Source organism: Microbacterium deferens, assembly GCF_045517775.1.
Taxonomy (GTDB): Bacteria; Actinomycetota; Actinomycetes; order Actinomycetales; family Microbacteriaceae; genus Microbacterium.
In genome coordinates, this window is record NZ_JBEUWT010000002.1 from 1 (window position 1) to 14865 (window position 14865).

Below are 14865 nucleotides of genomic sequence, written 5' to 3' on the forward strand. Positions count from 1 at the left end.
TTACATTCCGAACCCGGAAGCTAAGCCTCACAGCGCCGATGGTACTGCAGGGGGGACCCTGTGGGAGAGTAGGACACCGCCGGACTTCTTTTCAGTGAAATGGCCACCCAAAGTTGGGTGGCCATTTCCATGTGCGGACTGCGTCGCAGTTCGTGAGAAAGGCCCCGCCGTTGGCGGGGCCTTTCTGCGTTAAGGCGCTACGTTCGCACGACCGATGAGTCGACGGGGGTACGAACGCCCGCGAAGGTGGTCGTGCGACGCAGCGCGAAACCCAATCGCTCGTACGTCGCGATGGCGTTCACGTTCGTCGCGGCGGCGTGCATCAGCGCACGGTCGCCGCGCTCGCGGATGTGGAACGCGACGTCGAGCACGAGACGCGACGCGAGCCCGCGCCGCCGGAATTCCGGGTCTGTCGACACGGCGCTGATCTCGGTCCACCCTGTGGGGTGCAGGCGTTCACCGGCCATCGCCACGAGGCGTCCTTCCCGTCGAATGCCGACGTAGCGGCCGAGTTCATACGTTCGAGGGCGGAAGGGGCCGGGCTGGTTCCGCTCCACGATCGCCAGCATCTCGTCGACGTCGGCAGTACCCAGCTCGACGGCCTCGTCATCGGGACGCGGGTCGAGTGCGGCTGTCTCGACCAGCTGCACCCCTTCGCCGCGCCAGAGCACGTCCCATCCCGGCGGGAGGTCGGGGTCGGCTCCCGAGAACCCGACCTCCCCACCCGGGCCGACCAGATCGATGAGCGCGTCCCATACCGCCGGGTCGTCCCACGAGCGCACCGCCAGAAAGGGCGCGACGTCGTCGGGGTACTTTCGGACGAGATCGTTGCCGATCGCGAAGTGCGCGTGGGGACCTGTGAGTGCGTGCCACGCCGGGTTGTCGAGGACGGTCGCGTCGGCGTCGGGGGATGCGTCGCCGGTTGCGGGAGAAGAATGTGTCACGGTCCCAGCATCCGTGCCCGCCGTGCGCCTGGCAAACCGGACGTGCTCGCCGCCGACCGCGACGCGATCGCGTCGAGCGTCCTCTCCTCCCCGGTCTGAGAAATCTTCTCCTTCCTGCATCCGCCGAGGCCCTTCGGACGGAAGAACTGGGTGCGGGTGTTCGGCCCGCTTCGACGAAGGAGGAAACGTGCGCAAGACACTCGCAACCGGCGCGATCGCCGGTCTCGCCCTCGCGGCGGGCTTCGCAGCCCCCGCGCAGGCCATCTCGGCCACGACGGCCGATCTCTCCGTACTCCACGCCATCCCCGACACACCCGTAGACGTGTACGTCAACGGTGCGTTGACACTCGATGACTTCCAGCCCGGCACCCTCGCGGGTCCGCTCGACCTCGCTGCGGGATCGTACGACATCGCCATCACGGCGCCGGATGCTGCGGACGCCAGCGCCCCGATCCTCGAGGCCGCCGTCGACCTGGCCGCCAACACGAGCTACACCGCCGTCGCTCACCTCAGCGAGGCCGGTGCTCCCACGGTCACCCCGTTCGTCAACGACACCAAGACGACGGCGGCGGGCGAAGGGCGCCTCACGGTGCGCCACGTCGCCGCAGCCCCCGCGGTGGACATCCTCGCCGGTGGATCGCCGGTCGTGGAAGGCCTCGTGAACCCAAAGGAGGCGACCCTCGACCTGCCCGTCGGAACCGTCTCGGCGGCGGTCGCCCTCGCCGGCACCACCGACCCCGTGATCGGCCCGGCAGACGTCGCCATTCAGGACGGCGTGCTGACGGTGGTCTACGCCTGGGGCAGCGCGGCGGACGGCAACCTCGCCCTCGCCACGCAGACCGTGACCGTCGGGCACACCGTCCCGGGCGCTGTCATCTCGGGTACCGCCGGGTATGCGGCACAGCGCGACGCGGGCACACAGGGTCTGTGGGCGATCGGATTCGCAGCGATCGCGGGTGCCGCAGTGGTGGCAACCACCGCGGTCGTCCGACGTTCGCGCGGTGCGAAGCACACCGTCTGACCAGCCATCGAGACCGGAGAGCCCTTCTTATGAACCTGCGACGTACAGCTCCCCTCGCAGTGGTTCTCGTGCTCTCCGCCTGTGCGCCCGCCCCGACCCCCCTCGGGGCGGGCGCACCCACTGCCTCCACGTCGACCCCGTCCGCAACTCCCCCAGCCCCGGTCGTCGACGTCCCCCGCGTCGACAGCTCACTGCACGCCCCTCGCGCTGCTGTGCCCCCGGTGCGGGTGAGCATCGCGGACGCGCGAGTCGACGTGGAGGTGGTCCCCGTCGGCATCGAGACCGGCGGCTTCATGGAGTTGCCCGTCGACCCGGCGATCGCCGGGTGGTACCGGTTCGGCTCAGACCCGTGGAGCCCGGACGGCAACACCGTGATCTCGGCGCACATCGATGCGCCGGACTATCCGATCGGTCCGTTCGCGGTGCTGCGCGACCTCGCGCCGGCGACGCAGATCGAGGTCGTCGGGCAGGACGGCCGGAGCGCTCTGTACGCCGTCGAGTCGGTGACCTACTATCCGAAGGACGCGCTTCCCACAGAGGACCTCTTCGCGCGGCGAGGCGCGAACGATCTCGTACTGATCACGTGCGGTGGAGAGTTCGACAGCCGGACGGGCCATTACGACGACAACGTCGTGGTCGTCGCCGCACCGGTGGCTGCAGGATGAACCGACAGGGAGGCCGGGACCCCGTGGCAGACCCCGAGGGCGAACTCTCGACAGAGGAGGCGTTCGTCGCGGGCGACGAAATCGCTCTGGCTCATGCCTACCGGCGGTGGTCACCCGTGGTCTACACCCTCGCGCTTCGCTCGCTCGGCGACCGCACCGATGCCGAGGACGTCACGCAGAAGACCTTCGTCTCGGCCTGGACGTCGAGAACCTCGTACGACCCGGCGCGAGCACGGCTGTCGACCTGGATCATCGCGATCGCCAAGCGTCGTATCGCCGACATGCATGAGGCCCGGCGCCGCATCCGTGCGCTGCAGGAGGAACTGCAGCGAGTGACGATCCCGGACGACCTGAGAGCGTCAGCGCCGGTCGATCTCGGAGACACGCTCTTGGTGGCACAGGAGATCGATCGTCTCGAACCCGATGCGCGGAAAGTCATGAGGTTGGCGTTCTTCGACGACCTCACCCACGACGAGATCTCACGCCGCATCGGCATGCCGCTGGGAACCGTCAAGAGCCATATCCGTCGCAGCCTGGAACGCATGCGCACTCGACTGGAGGTGACACATGGAGCACATCGATCCTGAGCTGCTCGCGCTCATAGCGCTCGGCGAGCCTGTCGCGACATCGGAGACCGAACGGCATCTCGACGAGTGCGACGAGTGCGCCGACAGCCTCGCCGGGCTCCGCCGTGCGGCGCTCGCCGGTAGAGCGACCCTCGACGCCGGCGATCTCGAGCGTCCGCGCGAGGTGGTCTGGGAGCGCATCGCCTCGGAGCTCGCGCTCGGGAGATCCGCTGCGCCGGCTGCGCCCGTCCCCGACGCGGTGCCTGCCACCTCCGCCCCGTTGTCGTCCCGTGCCGCTGCGCGCAGGCACGCTGCCAGGCGCCGGCGCCCCGGTCGCAGGTGGGGTCTCGCTGCCGCTGCACTCCTCGTCGCCGGCGCGGGCCTCGGAACCTGGGCGTGGACGAGTTCCACCACGCCCACGGAGATCGCGCAAGCATCCCTCGGGGCGTTCCCCGATCATCCCGGCGCCCAGGGCACCGCGGTCGTGGAGGAGAATTCGGACGGCTCACGGTTCGTGCGCGTCGAGGTCTCCGCGGATGCGGCGCCCGACACGTATCGGGAGGTGTGGCTCATCGCCGCCGACGCGTCGGAGCTGGTGAGCCTCGGCGTCCTCGACGACGACACGGGCACCCTGACCGTTCCCGCGGGTGTGGACCTCGCTCGTTTCCCGTTGGTCGACGTCTCGCAGGAACCCGTGGACGGCGGCCCCGACCATTCGGGCGACTCGATCGTGCGGGGCGAGCTTTCCTTCTCCTGAGGTCGCCCCCGCGGGAGCGACGTCAGGGGGCCTGCGGAGAGGATCCGCACCCGCCTCCTCCACGGTGTAGGTGCCGACCTCGGTCACGTGTGCGCCCGCACCCTGCACGTGTGAGCGCGAAGCGCAAGCGAATGCGACGTGCATCCGGGCCGCTTACCCTGGAAATCCGCTGCTATCCCAGGGAGGCCCGCCCGTGGCGACGTCCAATCCGCACGAGTCGAAGGTCTGGCTCTCCGCATATGCCCCGGGGGTTTCCCACGACATCGACGAGGTCGTCGAAACGCTCCCCGACATGATCGAGGCGAGCGTGAAGATGCACGGCAAGGCTCCGGCCCTGGAGTTCTTCGGTGCCGTCACCTCGTACCGCGATCTGGGCGAACAGATCGAACGGGCCGCCGAGGGGCTCTGTCGCCTGGGCGTCGTCGCGGGCGATCGGGTCGCCCTCATCCTCCCGAACTGCCCCCAGCACGTCGTCGCGTTCTACGCGGTGCTGCGCCTGGGCGCCATTGTCGTCGAGCACAATCCGCTCTACACCCCGCGGGAGCTGCGTCACCAGTTCGAGGATCACGAGGCGAAATTTGCCATCGTCTGGGACAAGGTCTACGACGTCGTCGATGACTTCCCGCAGGACGTCCGGCCGGAGCAGATCGTCGCCGTCGACATGACCGACGCCTTCCCCTGGTCCAAGCGCGTGGCGCTCCGCCTCCCGGTGGCGAAGGCCCGCGCGGCGCGAGCGAAGCTCACCGCGAAGCCGCGGGCGAAGCATCCGATCTCGTGGGACTCGCTCGTCGCGGGCCGTCGCCTTCCGCGGCGCACACCGCGCCCGTCCGTCGACGACATCGCGCTGCTGCAGTACACCAGCGGCACGACGGGATCGCCGAAGGGGGCGATCCTCACGCACGGCAACCTGCGGGCGAACGCCATGCAGGGGCGGGCGTGGGTGCCGGGCCTGCGCGAGGGCGAGGAGACCTTCTACGGCGTACTGCCGCTGTTCCACGCGTACGGCATGACGCTCTGCCTCACGTTCGCGATGAGCATCGGGGCCCGTCTCGTCCTGTTCCCCACCTTCGACGTGTCGTTGGTGTCGGATGCGGCGAAGAAGAGCCCGCCCACGTTCCTGCCCGCCGTGCCGCCCATCTACGACCAGCTCTCCCGGGCCTCCGCGCAGGGCTCGATCGACCTGACATCGGTGAGGTTCGCCATCTCGGGGGCGATGAGCCTGCCGGTCGCGACCGTCGAGAGGTGGGAGGAGGCCACCGGCGGTCTGCTCGTCGAGGGCTACGGCATGACCGAGACCTCGCCCGTCGCGCTCGGCAACCCCATAGGCCCCTCCCGACGCCCGGGGACGGTGGGGGTCCCGTTCCCGAGCACCGAGATCCGGGTGGTCGACCCCGACGATCCGTCGGTCGACGTGGAGCCCGGCGAACCGGGCGAACTGCTCATTCGGGGACCCCAGGTGTTCCAGGGCTACTGGCGTCGTCCGGGGGAGTCGGCAGACTCTCTCCTCGAGGGCGGGTGGGTGCGCTCCGGCGACATCGTCACCGTCGCGCCCGACGGTTTCGTCACGATCGTCGACCGCCTCAAGGAGCTGATCATCACGGGGGGCTTCAACGTGTCGCCGACCGAAGTCGAGGAGACGCTGCAACAGCACCCCGACGTCGCCGACGCCGCCGTTGTCGCCCTCCCGCGACCTGACGGCGGAGAGATCGTCGCTGCGGCGGTCGTGCTGCGACCCGGTGCGACGATCGACGTCACCACCCTGCGTGAGTTCTGCCGCACGCGCCTGGCGGCCTACAAGGTGCCCAAGCGCGTCTTCGTCGTCGAGGACCTGCCGCGTTCGCTCATCGGCAAGGTGCTGCGGCGCGAGGTGCGCACGCGACTGCTCGGCGAGGCCTAGGGCGGCGTCGGACTGCACCCGGCCCCGTCCGCGAGCGCTGACATAGGATTTCCTGCGTGGAACAGCGACAGACCGACTCGCGCTACTGGTACGGCGCGACCGAAGCGGAGCAGCGCCAGCGCGCCGTCGAGGTGCTCCAGGCCTTCCGCCTGTATCGCGCCGCCGAGGTCGCGATGCGTCGTCGCACCCGCGACTCGATGTCGATGGGCGAGAACGAACTGCTCGTCCTTCGATACCTCCTGAAAGCAGCACGCGAGGACCGCCAGGTCTCCCCGAGCGAACTGACCCGCTACCTCGGCGTCTCGACCGCCTCCACGACCGCCATCGTCGATCGCCTGGAGCGGTCGAACCACGTCGTCCGGGTGCCGCACCCCACCGATCGCCGCAGCGTCCGCGTCGTGGCCACAGCCCGCTCCGACGAAGAGGTGCGTGCGACGCTCGGCGACATGCACGAGCGCATGATGGCCGCCGTCATCGACATGACGCCGGAGGAGAGTGCCGCCGTGGTGTCGTGCCTCACCCGTCTGCAGGACGCCGTCGACCGTGTAGACGCGCACCCGGCCGGCGACGACGCATCCGACGTTCTGCCCTGAGGTCGTGAGGCGGGCAAGAAGCTTGCTTGACTAGGTATCGACATAACATTCGACCGCCCGGTTGCGCCGTGGAACCATGGCTCGTATGGAGACCAGGAGAGCGGATGCGGCGACGTCGGCCCCCTCGGACGACGACGGCCACGTCATCATCGAGGGCGTCGAGGTCATACCGTTCGCGACGGTCGTCTCACGCCTGTGCGTCGACTACCCGAACGTGTCGGTCACGAGGATCGAGACGATCCTCTTGCGCGAGTGGGAGGCGTTCACGGCCGGTCGGCCGCTCGTCGTGCCGGCAGCGCTCGAGGACGGCGTGCGCGAGATGCTCGACGAGCGCTGACGGCTCAACTCACGAGGAGCGGCTGCTGTCGTCGGTGGGTTCGGCGACGAGCATGAGGCCGCCGGAGGAGTTCGCCGATGCGGCGAGTTCCTCGATCCACGCCCGGCTCAGGAGCGCGGGTTCGGGGTCGTCGAAGACGAAGCGCAGGGGAATCGACGGGTGCAGCCAGACCGTGCTGCGCCCGGGCTCGGCGTCGTCGGCGTGCGTCCACGAGAGAGTGAAGCTCTCGCCCCTGCGCAGCTTGGTCGCGATGACCACCTTGAGGTGCGCGAGAGCGCGGTCCTCGATCTCGACCGGCGCCGAGGAGTCTCCGTAGTAGATCGTTCCCACCCCGCCACGCTACCTCGTCGTCTCCTCCTCGAAGGGGGCCTTGCGAGCGGTGCGTCGGGATGGCAAGGGGGACGCTCTCCGTGACGGGTAGGCTCGCCACATGGGCAGATTCATCTACGACACGATGGCGAACTCGGTCGACATCGATGACCGCACGCTGGCGCACCTCCGCATCGTGGTGATGAACAAGCTGCGTCGCTCGGAGTCGTTCATGTTCGACATCGAGGTGGGCGACGGCAGCGGGAGGCGGAGCTTCTGGATGCACCCTTCGGTGCCGATCCAGTTCCACTTCTTCGGCAGCCGCAGCCCGCGGATCAACCGGGCGTGGGTCGAGGAGCTGATGCTCGTCGCCAGCGGTCCCAACGGACTGGCGATCGTGCCGGAGCCGTCGGAAGACGCCTTCGTAGAAGAAGGCTGACGCCGCGGTCGCCCTCAGCTCGCCGTGGGCTCTGGCGCGGTCTCCGGCGTCGCGACATCGAAGAGCTCGGCGACGAGCATGATCCCGCCCGAAGAGCTGGCGGAATTGGCGAGCTCCTCCACCCATTCCCGACTCAGGAGCGCGGGTTCGGGGTCGTCGAAGACGAAGCGCAGGGGGATCGACGGGTGCAGCCACACTGTGCTGCGGCCGTGCGGCTGGTCATCGGGATGGCGCCACGAGACCGTGAAGCTCTCGCCACGGCGGAGCTTCGTGGCGATGACGACCTTCAGATGAGCGAGCGCACGATCTTCGATCTGGATGGGAGTCGCCGACCCGCCGTAGTAGATGGTGCCCATACGCCTCACCCTAACGGGCCATGTGGGCGGATGCGTATCGCCTCCGTGCTTGTCAAGGGGACCGGACGTGCGGGGGGCGGCTGTCATTGTGGGGTGATGACCGGAAGGGAGAACCTGGCTGTGACCACACATCCTGGCCCCACGGCGTCCGACAACGACGGACACCCGAACGACGCGACCGACCCCGCAGACGTCTTCGCGGGCCTGTTGGCCATCGACGTCATCGACGGCGAGCTCGTTCCCCGTCGCGCACGCGTACCCCGCTGAACCCGTCGATCAGACGATCGTCCGCGAAGCGATGGCGCCGCGCGGAGGCGCGGTCGTCGCGCGCGGAACCAAACGCGTCGGTAGCTCGACGTGCGTCTGCTCAGGGGCCTGTCCCGACATGAGTGCGACCAACATGGAGGCAGCCGTGGCGCCGAGCCGTTGCATCGGCTGGCGAACGGTCGTGAGGGGGATCGCGGACTGCGACGCGTCGGGGATGTCATCGAATCCGATCACCGACAGGTCGTCGGGAACGCGGATGCCGAGCTGCTCCGCCACGCGGATGAGCCCGAGTGCCGACACGTCGTTCGCTGCGAAGACGGCGGTCGGCGGCCGTGCGGTCTCCAGGAGAATGCGTGCCTCGACGGCCACCGCGTCGGCGAGGTAGCTGCCGACCCGCGTGAGACGTGGATCGTGGGGGAGACCGGCATCGGAGAGCGCTCGACGATACCCGGCTTCGCGCAGGATCGACGAGCGCAGGTCGGGGCGCCCGGCGAGGAATCCGATGCGCGTGTGGCCGAGCTCGGCGAGATAGCTGGTCGCCTGGTGGGCGCCGGCGAAGCTGTCGGACTCGACCGTCGGGAGATCGGCGTGACCGGTGTGCGGGTCGACCGCGACGATCGGCACCTCTGTGTTCACCTCGAGCACGGTGGGGGTGACCATGATCACGCCGTCGATCAGCGTGCCGCTGAGGCGGCTGAGCGAACGCCGCTCCCACCCCTGGTCGGAGTGCTGTCGGGAGCCGCTGTAGGCGAGGAGGTCGTAATGCGTCTCGCGCAGGCCCCAGCCCACACCTTTGAGGATCTCGGCGCTGAAGGGCTCGAAGTCGGCGACGAGGACCCCGATGACCCCGGTGCGCCTCGATCTCATGCTGCTGGCCACGAGGCTCGACTCGTATCCGAGATCGGACACAGCCTGGAGCACGCGCGCGGCGGTCTCTTCGGCGACGCCGTACCGGCCGTTCACAGCCTTCGACACCGTCGCGACCGACACGCCGGCCGCCGCGGCCACGTCGTGGATCGTCGCTCGTCTTGCCATGAGACCTGATCCTAGGACCTTTGAAAATGATTTCGAAAACGTTTGACGGTCTGGAGTTGCTGGGTGACACTGGACGCGTCCGCAGGCCCTCGCACCGCATCATCGGCCCGGATAGGACCCGGCGGCTCGTCGACAGAGCCCGCACTCAACGAAGAGAACAGGTGGATCACATGAAGCTCAGCAGAATCGGGGCAGGCGTCGCCGTCGCCCTCACCGGAGCGCTCGCGCTCGCCGGATGCTCCGGAGGCGGCTCGGAGTCCGCCGACGGCAGCGTCTCGATGACCCTCTGGCACAACTCCTCGACCGGCCCCGGCCAGGAGTTCTGGGAAACGACGGTCGCCGATTTCGAAGCGGCCAACCCCGGCGTGACGATCGAGATCCAGGCACTGCAGAACGAGGAGCTCGACGGCAAACTGCAGACGGCCCTCAACTCGGGCGATGCGCCCGACCTGTTCCTCCAGCGCGGCGGCGGGAAGATGGCGGCCATGGTCGAGGCCGGTCAGGTCAAGGACCTCACCGATCTGCTCTCGGACACCGCCACCAGCGAGATCCCCGAGGCATCCTTCGGGGCCAACACGCTCGACGGCAAGGTCTACGCCATGCCGGTCGCCGTTCTCCCCGGCGGCATCTTCTACAGCCAAGACCTCTTCGACGCCGCGGGAATCGAGGGCACGCCGGAGACGATCGACGACCTCGAAGCCGACGTCGAGGCACTCAAGGCCACCGGCGTCTCCCCGATCGCCCTCGGTGGGAAGGACGCCTGGCCGGCGGCGCACTGGTACTACTTCTTCGCGCTGCGTGCCTGCAGCCCTGAGGCAATGGCCGATGCGGCTTCGGAGATGAACTTCGACGACCCGTGCTGGCTGGATGCTGCGGAGAACCTCCAGAGCTTCGCCGACACCTCGCCGTACAACGAGGGCTTCCTCTCCACCTCCGCTCAGCAGGGCGCGGGCTCGTCGGCCGGTCTGCTGGCGAACCGCCAGGCGGGCATGGAGCTCATGGGCGCCTGGAACCCGGGTGTCATCAGCTCGCTCACGCCCGACCAGCAGCCGCTCGCGGACCTCGCCTGGTTCCCGTTCCCCGAGGTCTCCGGTGGTGACGGGGAACCCGGCTCGATCATGGGTGGTGTCGACGGGTACTCCTGCTCGGTCGATGCTCCCGACGCGTGCGTCGACTTCCTGAACTACCTCGCGACCTCCGACGTGCAGGAGGCCTACTACAAGGCCTTCAACGCCCCGCCGGTCAACACCGTCGCCCAGGAAGCGGTCACCGAGCCCTACCTGCAGCAGATCATCGAGGCCTACAGCGCCGCGCCGTACGTGTCGCAGTGGCTCGACACGGTCTACGGGCTGAACGTGGGTAACGCTCTCAACGTCGCCGTGGTCGACCTGCTGGCCGGACAGAGCGGACCGCAGGAGCTCGTCGACGCGGTCAACGCCGCCGCGGCGAAGGGCTAGGACGCGGCGAATGTACGTCCGCGACGCATCGACCACGGAGCCCCCGGCTCCCGTCGAGGTCGCGGGGCACGGCGGGGGCGACGTCACAACGTCGCTCCCGCCGGTCGGCCGACGCCGTAAGGGCATCGGCTGGGCGGGGCGCATCGAGATCGCGCTCCTCGTCGGTCCCGCGCTCCTCGTCTTCCTCGGCTTCGTCATCTTCCCCGTCGTCGCCGCCGCCTACTACGGCTTCTTCAACTGGAAGGGCTACGGGGCGCCGACCGACTTCGTCGGTTTCGACAACTACCTGATCATCCTGCAGGACACGAACTTCCACGAAGCCCTGGGGCACAACGCCTTCATCGTGGTCGCCTCCCTCGTCCTGCAGGGGCCGGTGGCGCTCATCCTCGCGCTTCTGCTGAACCGCCGGATGCGCGGGCAGTCCATCATCCGCGTGCTCATCTTCGTCCCCTACGTCATCGCTGAAGTCGTGGTCGGGGTCGGGTGGAGCCTCATGCTCCAGCAGAACGGCGCGTTGAACGGTCTGCTCGAGAACCTCGGTCTGAGCAGCCTGGAGCAGGACTGGCTCGCCAACCCGTCGATCGCCATCTGGACGCTGATGGTCATCATCACGTGGAAGTACGTCGGCTTCGCCGTCATCCTCTTCCTCGCCGGCCTCCAGGGCATCCCCGAGGAACTGTCGGAGGCGGCCGCGATCGACGGCGCGTCGTACTGGCAGATCCAGTGGCGCATCACGCTGCCGCTTCTCGGACCGACACTGCGCATCTGGGCGTTCCTGTCGATCATCGGCTCACTGCAGCTGTTCGATCTCGTCTACATCATCTGGGGCCAGTACGTGGCCTCCACGGCGGGCACGTCCACGATGGCGACCTACATGGTCTCCGAGGGGCGCAACGCCGGCAACTACGGCTACGGCAACGCCGTCGCCGTCGTCATCTTCGTGATCTCGCTCGTCGTCGCGCTGATCTATCAGCGCTTCGTACTGCGGCGCGACACGCAGGGCGCACTGACCGGAGGGAAACGCCGATGAGCACTGCGACAGCCGTTGTGACAACGCGCACCGGCGCGCGGAAGACCCGCGACCGCCCGAAGCTCCCCTGGGGAAACCCGCTCGTCTACTTCCTCGCGCTCGCGGTGATCGCGCTGCTCCTGGCACCCGTCGCCTACATCGTGCTCGGCGGATTCCGCTCGAACTCGCAGATCACCACCGACCCGGCGGGATTCCCCGGGCCGTGGCTCGTGGAGAACTATCTCAGCGTGCTGCAGGGCGGGATCTTCTGGCGACAGGTGCTCAACTCCGCCATCGCCGCGCTGGCGACGACGGCCGGCGCGGTGATCCTCGGCCTCATGGCGAGTTACGTGCTCGCACGGTACCGATTCCGCGGGCGCGGAGTGCTCTACGCGCTCTTCGCCGCCGGCCTGATGTTCCCGATCACGGTGGCGATCACGCCGCTGTACATCGTGGTGCGCAACCTCGGACTGATGAATTCGCTGCCCGGGGTGATCCTGCCGCAGATCGCGTTCGCGCTGCCGACGACGATCATCATCCTCGTGCCGTTCCTCCGGGCCATCCCCGACGAGATCGAGGAGGCCGCCTTCATCGACGGAGCGAGCCGCATCGGATTCTTCTGGCGCATGGTCATCCCGCTGTCGATGCCGGGCGTCATCACCACCGGCATCCTCGCGTTCATCGGCAGCTGGAACAGCTACCTGCTGCCGCTGTTCATCTTGAACAACGAGGCGACATTCACCCTGCCGTTGGGGGTACAGGCGTTCTCGTCGCAGTACTCCGTCGACACCGCCCGAGTGCTCGCCTTCACCTCGCTGTCGATGATCCCGGCGCTGGTGTTCTTCAGCCTGTTCGAGCGCCGCATCGTCGGCGGACTGACCGGCGCGGTCAAGGGCTGAGAGGGCTCGCAGTGATAGATCCGACGAATTCCGGCCCTTCGCCGCGCGTGCGCGCGCTGTGGGCGCAGATGACACTCGATGAGAAGCTCGCCCAGCTGGTGGGATTCTGGGTCGACCAGGGCGACGAGGTCGTCGCGCCGATGGCGGGCGAGATGGCCACGGCCACGACATACGCCGATGCCACCGTGCACGGCCTGGGGCACCTCACACGCGTCTACGGCACACGACCGGTCGACCCGGTCGAGCGCGCCGCGTGGCTGTGGGGGGAGCAGAGGCGGCTGAAGACCGAGACGCGCCTGGGGATCCCCGCACTCGTGCACGAGGAGTGCCTGACGGGGCTCGCGGCGTGGAAGGCCGCGACCTTCCCGACGCCGCTCGCGTGGGGTGCCGCGTTCGACCCCGACCTCGTCGAGGAGATGGGGCGCGCGATCGGTGAATCTATGCGGGAGCTGGGGATCCACCAGGGCCTCGCGCCCGTGCTCGACGTCGTGCGCGATCCCCGGTGGGGGCGGGTAGACGAGTGCATCGGCGAAGACCCCTACCTCGTCGGAACGGTGGGATCCGCGTACGTGCGCGGGCTGCAGAGCACCGGTGTGCATGCCACGCTCAAGCACTTCGTGGGGTACTCGGCGTCGCAGGCGGGGCGCAATCATGCCCCGGTGCACGCCGGTGCTCGGGAGATCGCCGACGTCTTCCTCCCGCCGTTCGAGATGGCGATCCGCGACGGCGGGGCGCGGTCGGTCATGAACTCCTACGCCGAGATCGATGGCGAGCCCGTCGGAGCCACCCCTCGTTACCTCGAGGGAATCCTTCGCGAGCAGTGGGGTTTCGACGGCGTCGTCGTGTCGGACTACTTCTCGGTGGCATTCCTGCACTCGATGCACGCGGTCGCCGCCGACCTCGGCGCTGCCGCCGAGCTCGCCCTCCGGGCCGGCATCGACGTCGAGCTGCCCACCGGCGACGCGTTCCTCGCGCCGCTCGCGGAGGGCGTGCGCTCGGGGCGGATCGATGAGGCGCTCGTCGACCGGGCGGTGATGCGCGTACTCACGCAGAAGGAGCAGCTCGGCCTGCTCGACGAGACCTTCGCCGATCCTCCGAGCTTTGTCGACCTCGACACCCCGGATCACCGCGACATCGCCCGACGCCTCGCCGAGGAGTCGGTCGTGCTGCTCGCCAATGACGGCACGCTACCCGTGACCGGGCCGCGGCGGGTCGCCGTCATCGGCCCGAACGCGGCAGCATCCGAACCCCTGATGGGCTGCTACTCGTTCGTCAACCACGTGCTCGCCCATCACCCGGGCACCCCTCTCGGCATCGAGATCCCGACCGTGCTCGACGCCCTGCGGCTCGAGTTCGCCGGCGCGGAGATCGCCTCGGCGGTCGGATGCGATGTCGAGGGCACCGATCGAGCGGGCTTCGCCGAGGCCGAGAAGATCGCGCGCGAGGCCGACATCGCGATCGTCGTCGTCGGCGACCGGGCCGGGCTCTTCGGCCGCGGAACCGTCGGTGAGGGCAACGATCGCGAGAGCCTCGACCTGCCGGGGCTGCAGCGAGAGCTGGTCGAGACGCTCGTCGCCACCGGAACGCCGGTGGTCGCGGTGCTGCTCACCGGCCGCCCGTATGCCATCGACTGGGCGTTCAGCGGCGACCGCCGCCCTGCCGCCGTGCTGCAGGCGTTCTTCCCCGGGGAGGCAGGAGGCGAGGCCATCGCCGCGGTTCTGTCGGGGCGTGTGAACCCGTCGGGGCATCTGCCGGTGTCGCTGCCGCGCTCAGCCGGTGCGCAGCCGTTCAGCTACCTGCATCCGATCCTCGGCGGAGACTCGGAGATCACCAGCGCCGCCAGCTCGCCGACGCTGCCGTTCGGTCACGGCCTCGGCTACACCACGTTCGAGCGACGCGATCTCAGCGTCGACGACGAGGTGCGGGCCGGGGCGTCGTTCTCGGCCGCGGTGACGGTGCGCAACACGGGGTCCGTCACGGGCACCGAGCTGGTGCAGCTCTACGCGCGCGATCTGTTCGCGAGCGTCACCCGTCCCGTGGCGCAGCTCATCGGCTACCGGCGCGTGGAGCTCGCCCCGGGAGAGGAGGTGCGGGTCGTGTTCGAGGTTCCCACGACGCGTCTCGCCTTCAGCGATGCGTCGATGCGCCGCATCGTCGAGCCCGGTGAGGTCGAGCTGTGGGTCGGGCCCTCGTGCGTCGAGAAGGAGGCGACCGCCCTGCTGGCCATCGTCGGCGACGTGCACGAGGTCGCGCCGACCGATGCGCGGCTGGTGGTCGCCCGCGTCGATCGGGTGTCGGTGTCGGTCTGAGCCGG

General features: G+C 68.8%; 17 protein-coding genes and 1 rRNA gene. 14 read left to right on the forward strand and 4 right to left on the reverse strand.

The features are described from left to right. Window positions 1–85 (forward strand): 5S ribosomal RNA (gene rrf, locus ABTU82_RS10240); the annotation flags it as partial. Window positions 86–197: 112 nt separating this feature from the next. On the opposite strand, the gene ABTU82_RS10245 is transcribed toward rrf, so the two are convergent. Beyond that, window positions 198–944, reverse strand: coding sequence for a GNAT family N-acetyltransferase (locus ABTU82_RS10245; protein WP_240606882.1), 747 nt, complete (start codon window positions 942–944; stop codon window positions 198–200). 187 nt (window positions 945–1131) lie between these two features. Here ABTU82_RS10245 and ABTU82_RS10250 point away from each other — a divergent pair, with 187 nt between their 5' ends. The 7 genes from ABTU82_RS10250 to ABTU82_RS10280 all read left to right on the forward strand — a co-directional run bounded on the left by ABTU82_RS10250 (window position 1132) and on the right by ABTU82_RS10280 (window position 6780). Beyond that, a complete protein-coding gene (locus ABTU82_RS10250; protein ID WP_116647661.1) occupies window positions 1132–1965 on the forward strand; it encodes a DUF4397 domain-containing protein in 834 nt (277 codons plus the stop codon). 227 nt (window positions 1966–2192) lie between these two features. After that, entirely contained in the window at window positions 2193–2630 is a 438-nt protein-coding gene (locus ABTU82_RS10255) for a class F sortase (protein ID WP_240606883.1), read from the forward strand. A gap of 23 nt (window positions 2631–2653) precedes the next feature. Continuing rightward, window positions 2654–3217 (forward strand): RNA polymerase sigma factor, encoded by a 564-nt coding sequence (locus tag ABTU82_RS10260; RefSeq protein WP_240606884.1) that lies wholly within the window; start codon window positions 2654–2656, stop codon window positions 3215–3217. Continuing rightward, entirely contained in the window at window positions 3198–3953 is a 756-nt protein-coding gene (locus ABTU82_RS10265) for an anti-sigma factor (RefSeq protein WP_407173337.1), read from the forward strand. Before ABTU82_RS10260 ends, ABTU82_RS10265 begins: the two co-directional genes overlap by 20 nt. A gap of 193 nt (window positions 3954–4146) precedes the next feature. Then, the gene (locus tag ABTU82_RS10270; protein ID WP_407173338.1) at window positions 4147–5850 is read left to right on the forward strand and encodes a long-chain-fatty-acid--CoA ligase; all 1704 of its coding nucleotides are present in this window, start codon (window positions 4147–4149) and stop codon (window positions 5848–5850) included. 56 nt (window positions 5851–5906) lie between these two features. Then, window positions 5907–6443: a MarR family winged helix-turn-helix transcriptional regulator gene (locus ABTU82_RS10275; protein WP_407173340.1), complete on the forward strand. Its 537-nt coding sequence runs from the start codon at window positions 5907–5909 to the stop codon at window positions 6441–6443. An 85-nt stretch (window positions 6444–6528) separates the two neighbouring features. Then, window positions 6529–6780, forward strand: a complete 252-nt coding sequence (locus ABTU82_RS10280) for a hypothetical protein (RefSeq protein WP_116647667.1) — start codon at window positions 6529–6531, stop codon at window positions 6778–6780. Between the two features lie 9 nt (window positions 6781–6789). Here ABTU82_RS10280 and ABTU82_RS10285 read toward each other — a convergent pair whose 3' ends face one another. Beyond that, on the reverse strand, window positions 6790–7110 hold the full coding sequence (locus ABTU82_RS10285; protein ID WP_116647668.1) for a DUF7882 family protein: 321 nt from the start codon (window positions 7108–7110) through the stop codon (window positions 6790–6792). Between the two features lie 100 nt (window positions 7111–7210). Between ABTU82_RS10285 and ABTU82_RS10290 the strand changes: the two genes are divergently transcribed. Further along, on the forward strand, window positions 7211–7528 hold the full coding sequence (locus tag ABTU82_RS10290; protein WP_116647669.1) for a DUF7882 family protein: 318 nt from the start codon (window positions 7211–7213) through the stop codon (window positions 7526–7528). A 14-nt stretch (window positions 7529–7542) separates the two neighbouring features. Here the strand turns inward: ABTU82_RS10290 and ABTU82_RS10295 are convergent, their stop codons facing one another. Beyond that, window positions 7543–7884, reverse strand: coding sequence for a DUF7882 family protein (locus tag ABTU82_RS10295; RefSeq protein WP_407173344.1), 342 nt, complete (start codon window positions 7882–7884; stop codon window positions 7543–7545). Between the two features lie 120 nt (window positions 7885–8004). Between ABTU82_RS10295 and ABTU82_RS10300 the strand changes: the two genes are divergently transcribed. Further along, the gene (locus ABTU82_RS10300; protein ID WP_165817959.1) at window positions 8005–8151 is read left to right on the forward strand and encodes a hypothetical protein; all 147 of its coding nucleotides are present in this window, start codon (window positions 8005–8007) and stop codon (window positions 8149–8151) included. Window positions 8152–8160: 9 nt separating this feature from the next. On the opposite strand, the gene ABTU82_RS10305 is transcribed toward ABTU82_RS10300, so the two are convergent. Then, complete coding sequence (locus tag ABTU82_RS10305) at window positions 8161–9186, reverse strand: LacI family DNA-binding transcriptional regulator (RefSeq protein ID WP_116647671.1); 1026 nt, start codon at window positions 9184–9186, stop codon at window positions 8161–8163. Between the two features lie 170 nt (window positions 9187–9356). On the opposite strand from ABTU82_RS10305, the gene ABTU82_RS10310 reads away from it, so the two are divergent. Genes ABTU82_RS10310 through ABTU82_RS10325 form a run of 4 tightly spaced genes read left to right on the forward strand, consistent with a single transcriptional unit; the run spans window position 9357 to window position 14860 of the window. After that, entirely contained in the window at window positions 9357–10643 is a 1287-nt protein-coding gene (locus tag ABTU82_RS10310; RefSeq protein WP_116647672.1) for an ABC transporter substrate-binding protein, read from the forward strand. A 10-nt stretch (window positions 10644–10653) separates the two neighbouring features. Then, a complete protein-coding gene (locus ABTU82_RS10315; protein WP_116647673.1) occupies window positions 10654–11673 on the forward strand; it encodes a carbohydrate ABC transporter permease in 1020 nt (339 codons plus the stop codon). Then, window positions 11670–12551: a carbohydrate ABC transporter permease gene (locus ABTU82_RS10320; RefSeq protein WP_116647674.1), complete on the forward strand. Its 882-nt coding sequence runs from the start codon at window positions 11670–11672 to the stop codon at window positions 12549–12551. Before ABTU82_RS10315 ends, ABTU82_RS10320 begins: the two co-directional genes overlap by 4 nt. A gap of 11 nt (window positions 12552–12562) precedes the next feature. Then, the gene (locus tag ABTU82_RS10325; protein ID WP_479724361.1) at window positions 12563–14860 is read left to right on the forward strand and encodes a beta-xylosidase/alpha-l-arabinosidase; all 2298 of its coding nucleotides are present in this window, start codon (window positions 12563–12565) and stop codon (window positions 14858–14860) included. Window positions 14861–14865 lie beyond the last annotated feature (5 nt).

Coding starts and splice junctions, on each gene's coding strand:
- ABTU82_RS10295 (WP_407173344.1), bottom strand. CDS start 7,884: ATGGGCACCATCTACTACGGCGGGTCGGCGACTCCCATCCAGATCGAA.
- ABTU82_RS10280 (WP_116647667.1), top strand. CDS start 6,529: ATGGAGACCAGGAGAGCGGATGCGGCGACGTCGGCCCCCTCGGACGAC.
- ABTU82_RS10290 (WP_116647669.1), top strand. CDS start 7,211: ATGGGCAGATTCATCTACGACACGATGGCGAACTCGGTCGACATCGAT.
- ABTU82_RS10310 (WP_116647672.1), top strand. CDS start 9,357: ATGAAGCTCAGCAGAATCGGGGCAGGCGTCGCCGTCGCCCTCACCGGA.
- ABTU82_RS10320 (WP_116647674.1), top strand. CDS start 11,670: ATGAGCACTGCGACAGCCGTTGTGACAACGCGCACCGGCGCGCGGAAG.
- ABTU82_RS10265 (WP_407173337.1), top strand. CDS start 3,198: ATGGAGCACATCGATCCTGAGCTGCTCGCGCTCATAGCGCTCGGCGAG.
- ABTU82_RS10305 (WP_116647671.1), bottom strand. CDS start 9,186: ATGGCAAGACGAGCGACGATCCACGACGTGGCCGCGGCGGCCGGCGTG.
- ABTU82_RS10315 (WP_116647673.1), top strand. CDS start 10,654: ATGTACGTCCGCGACGCATCGACCACGGAGCCCCCGGCTCCCGTCGAG.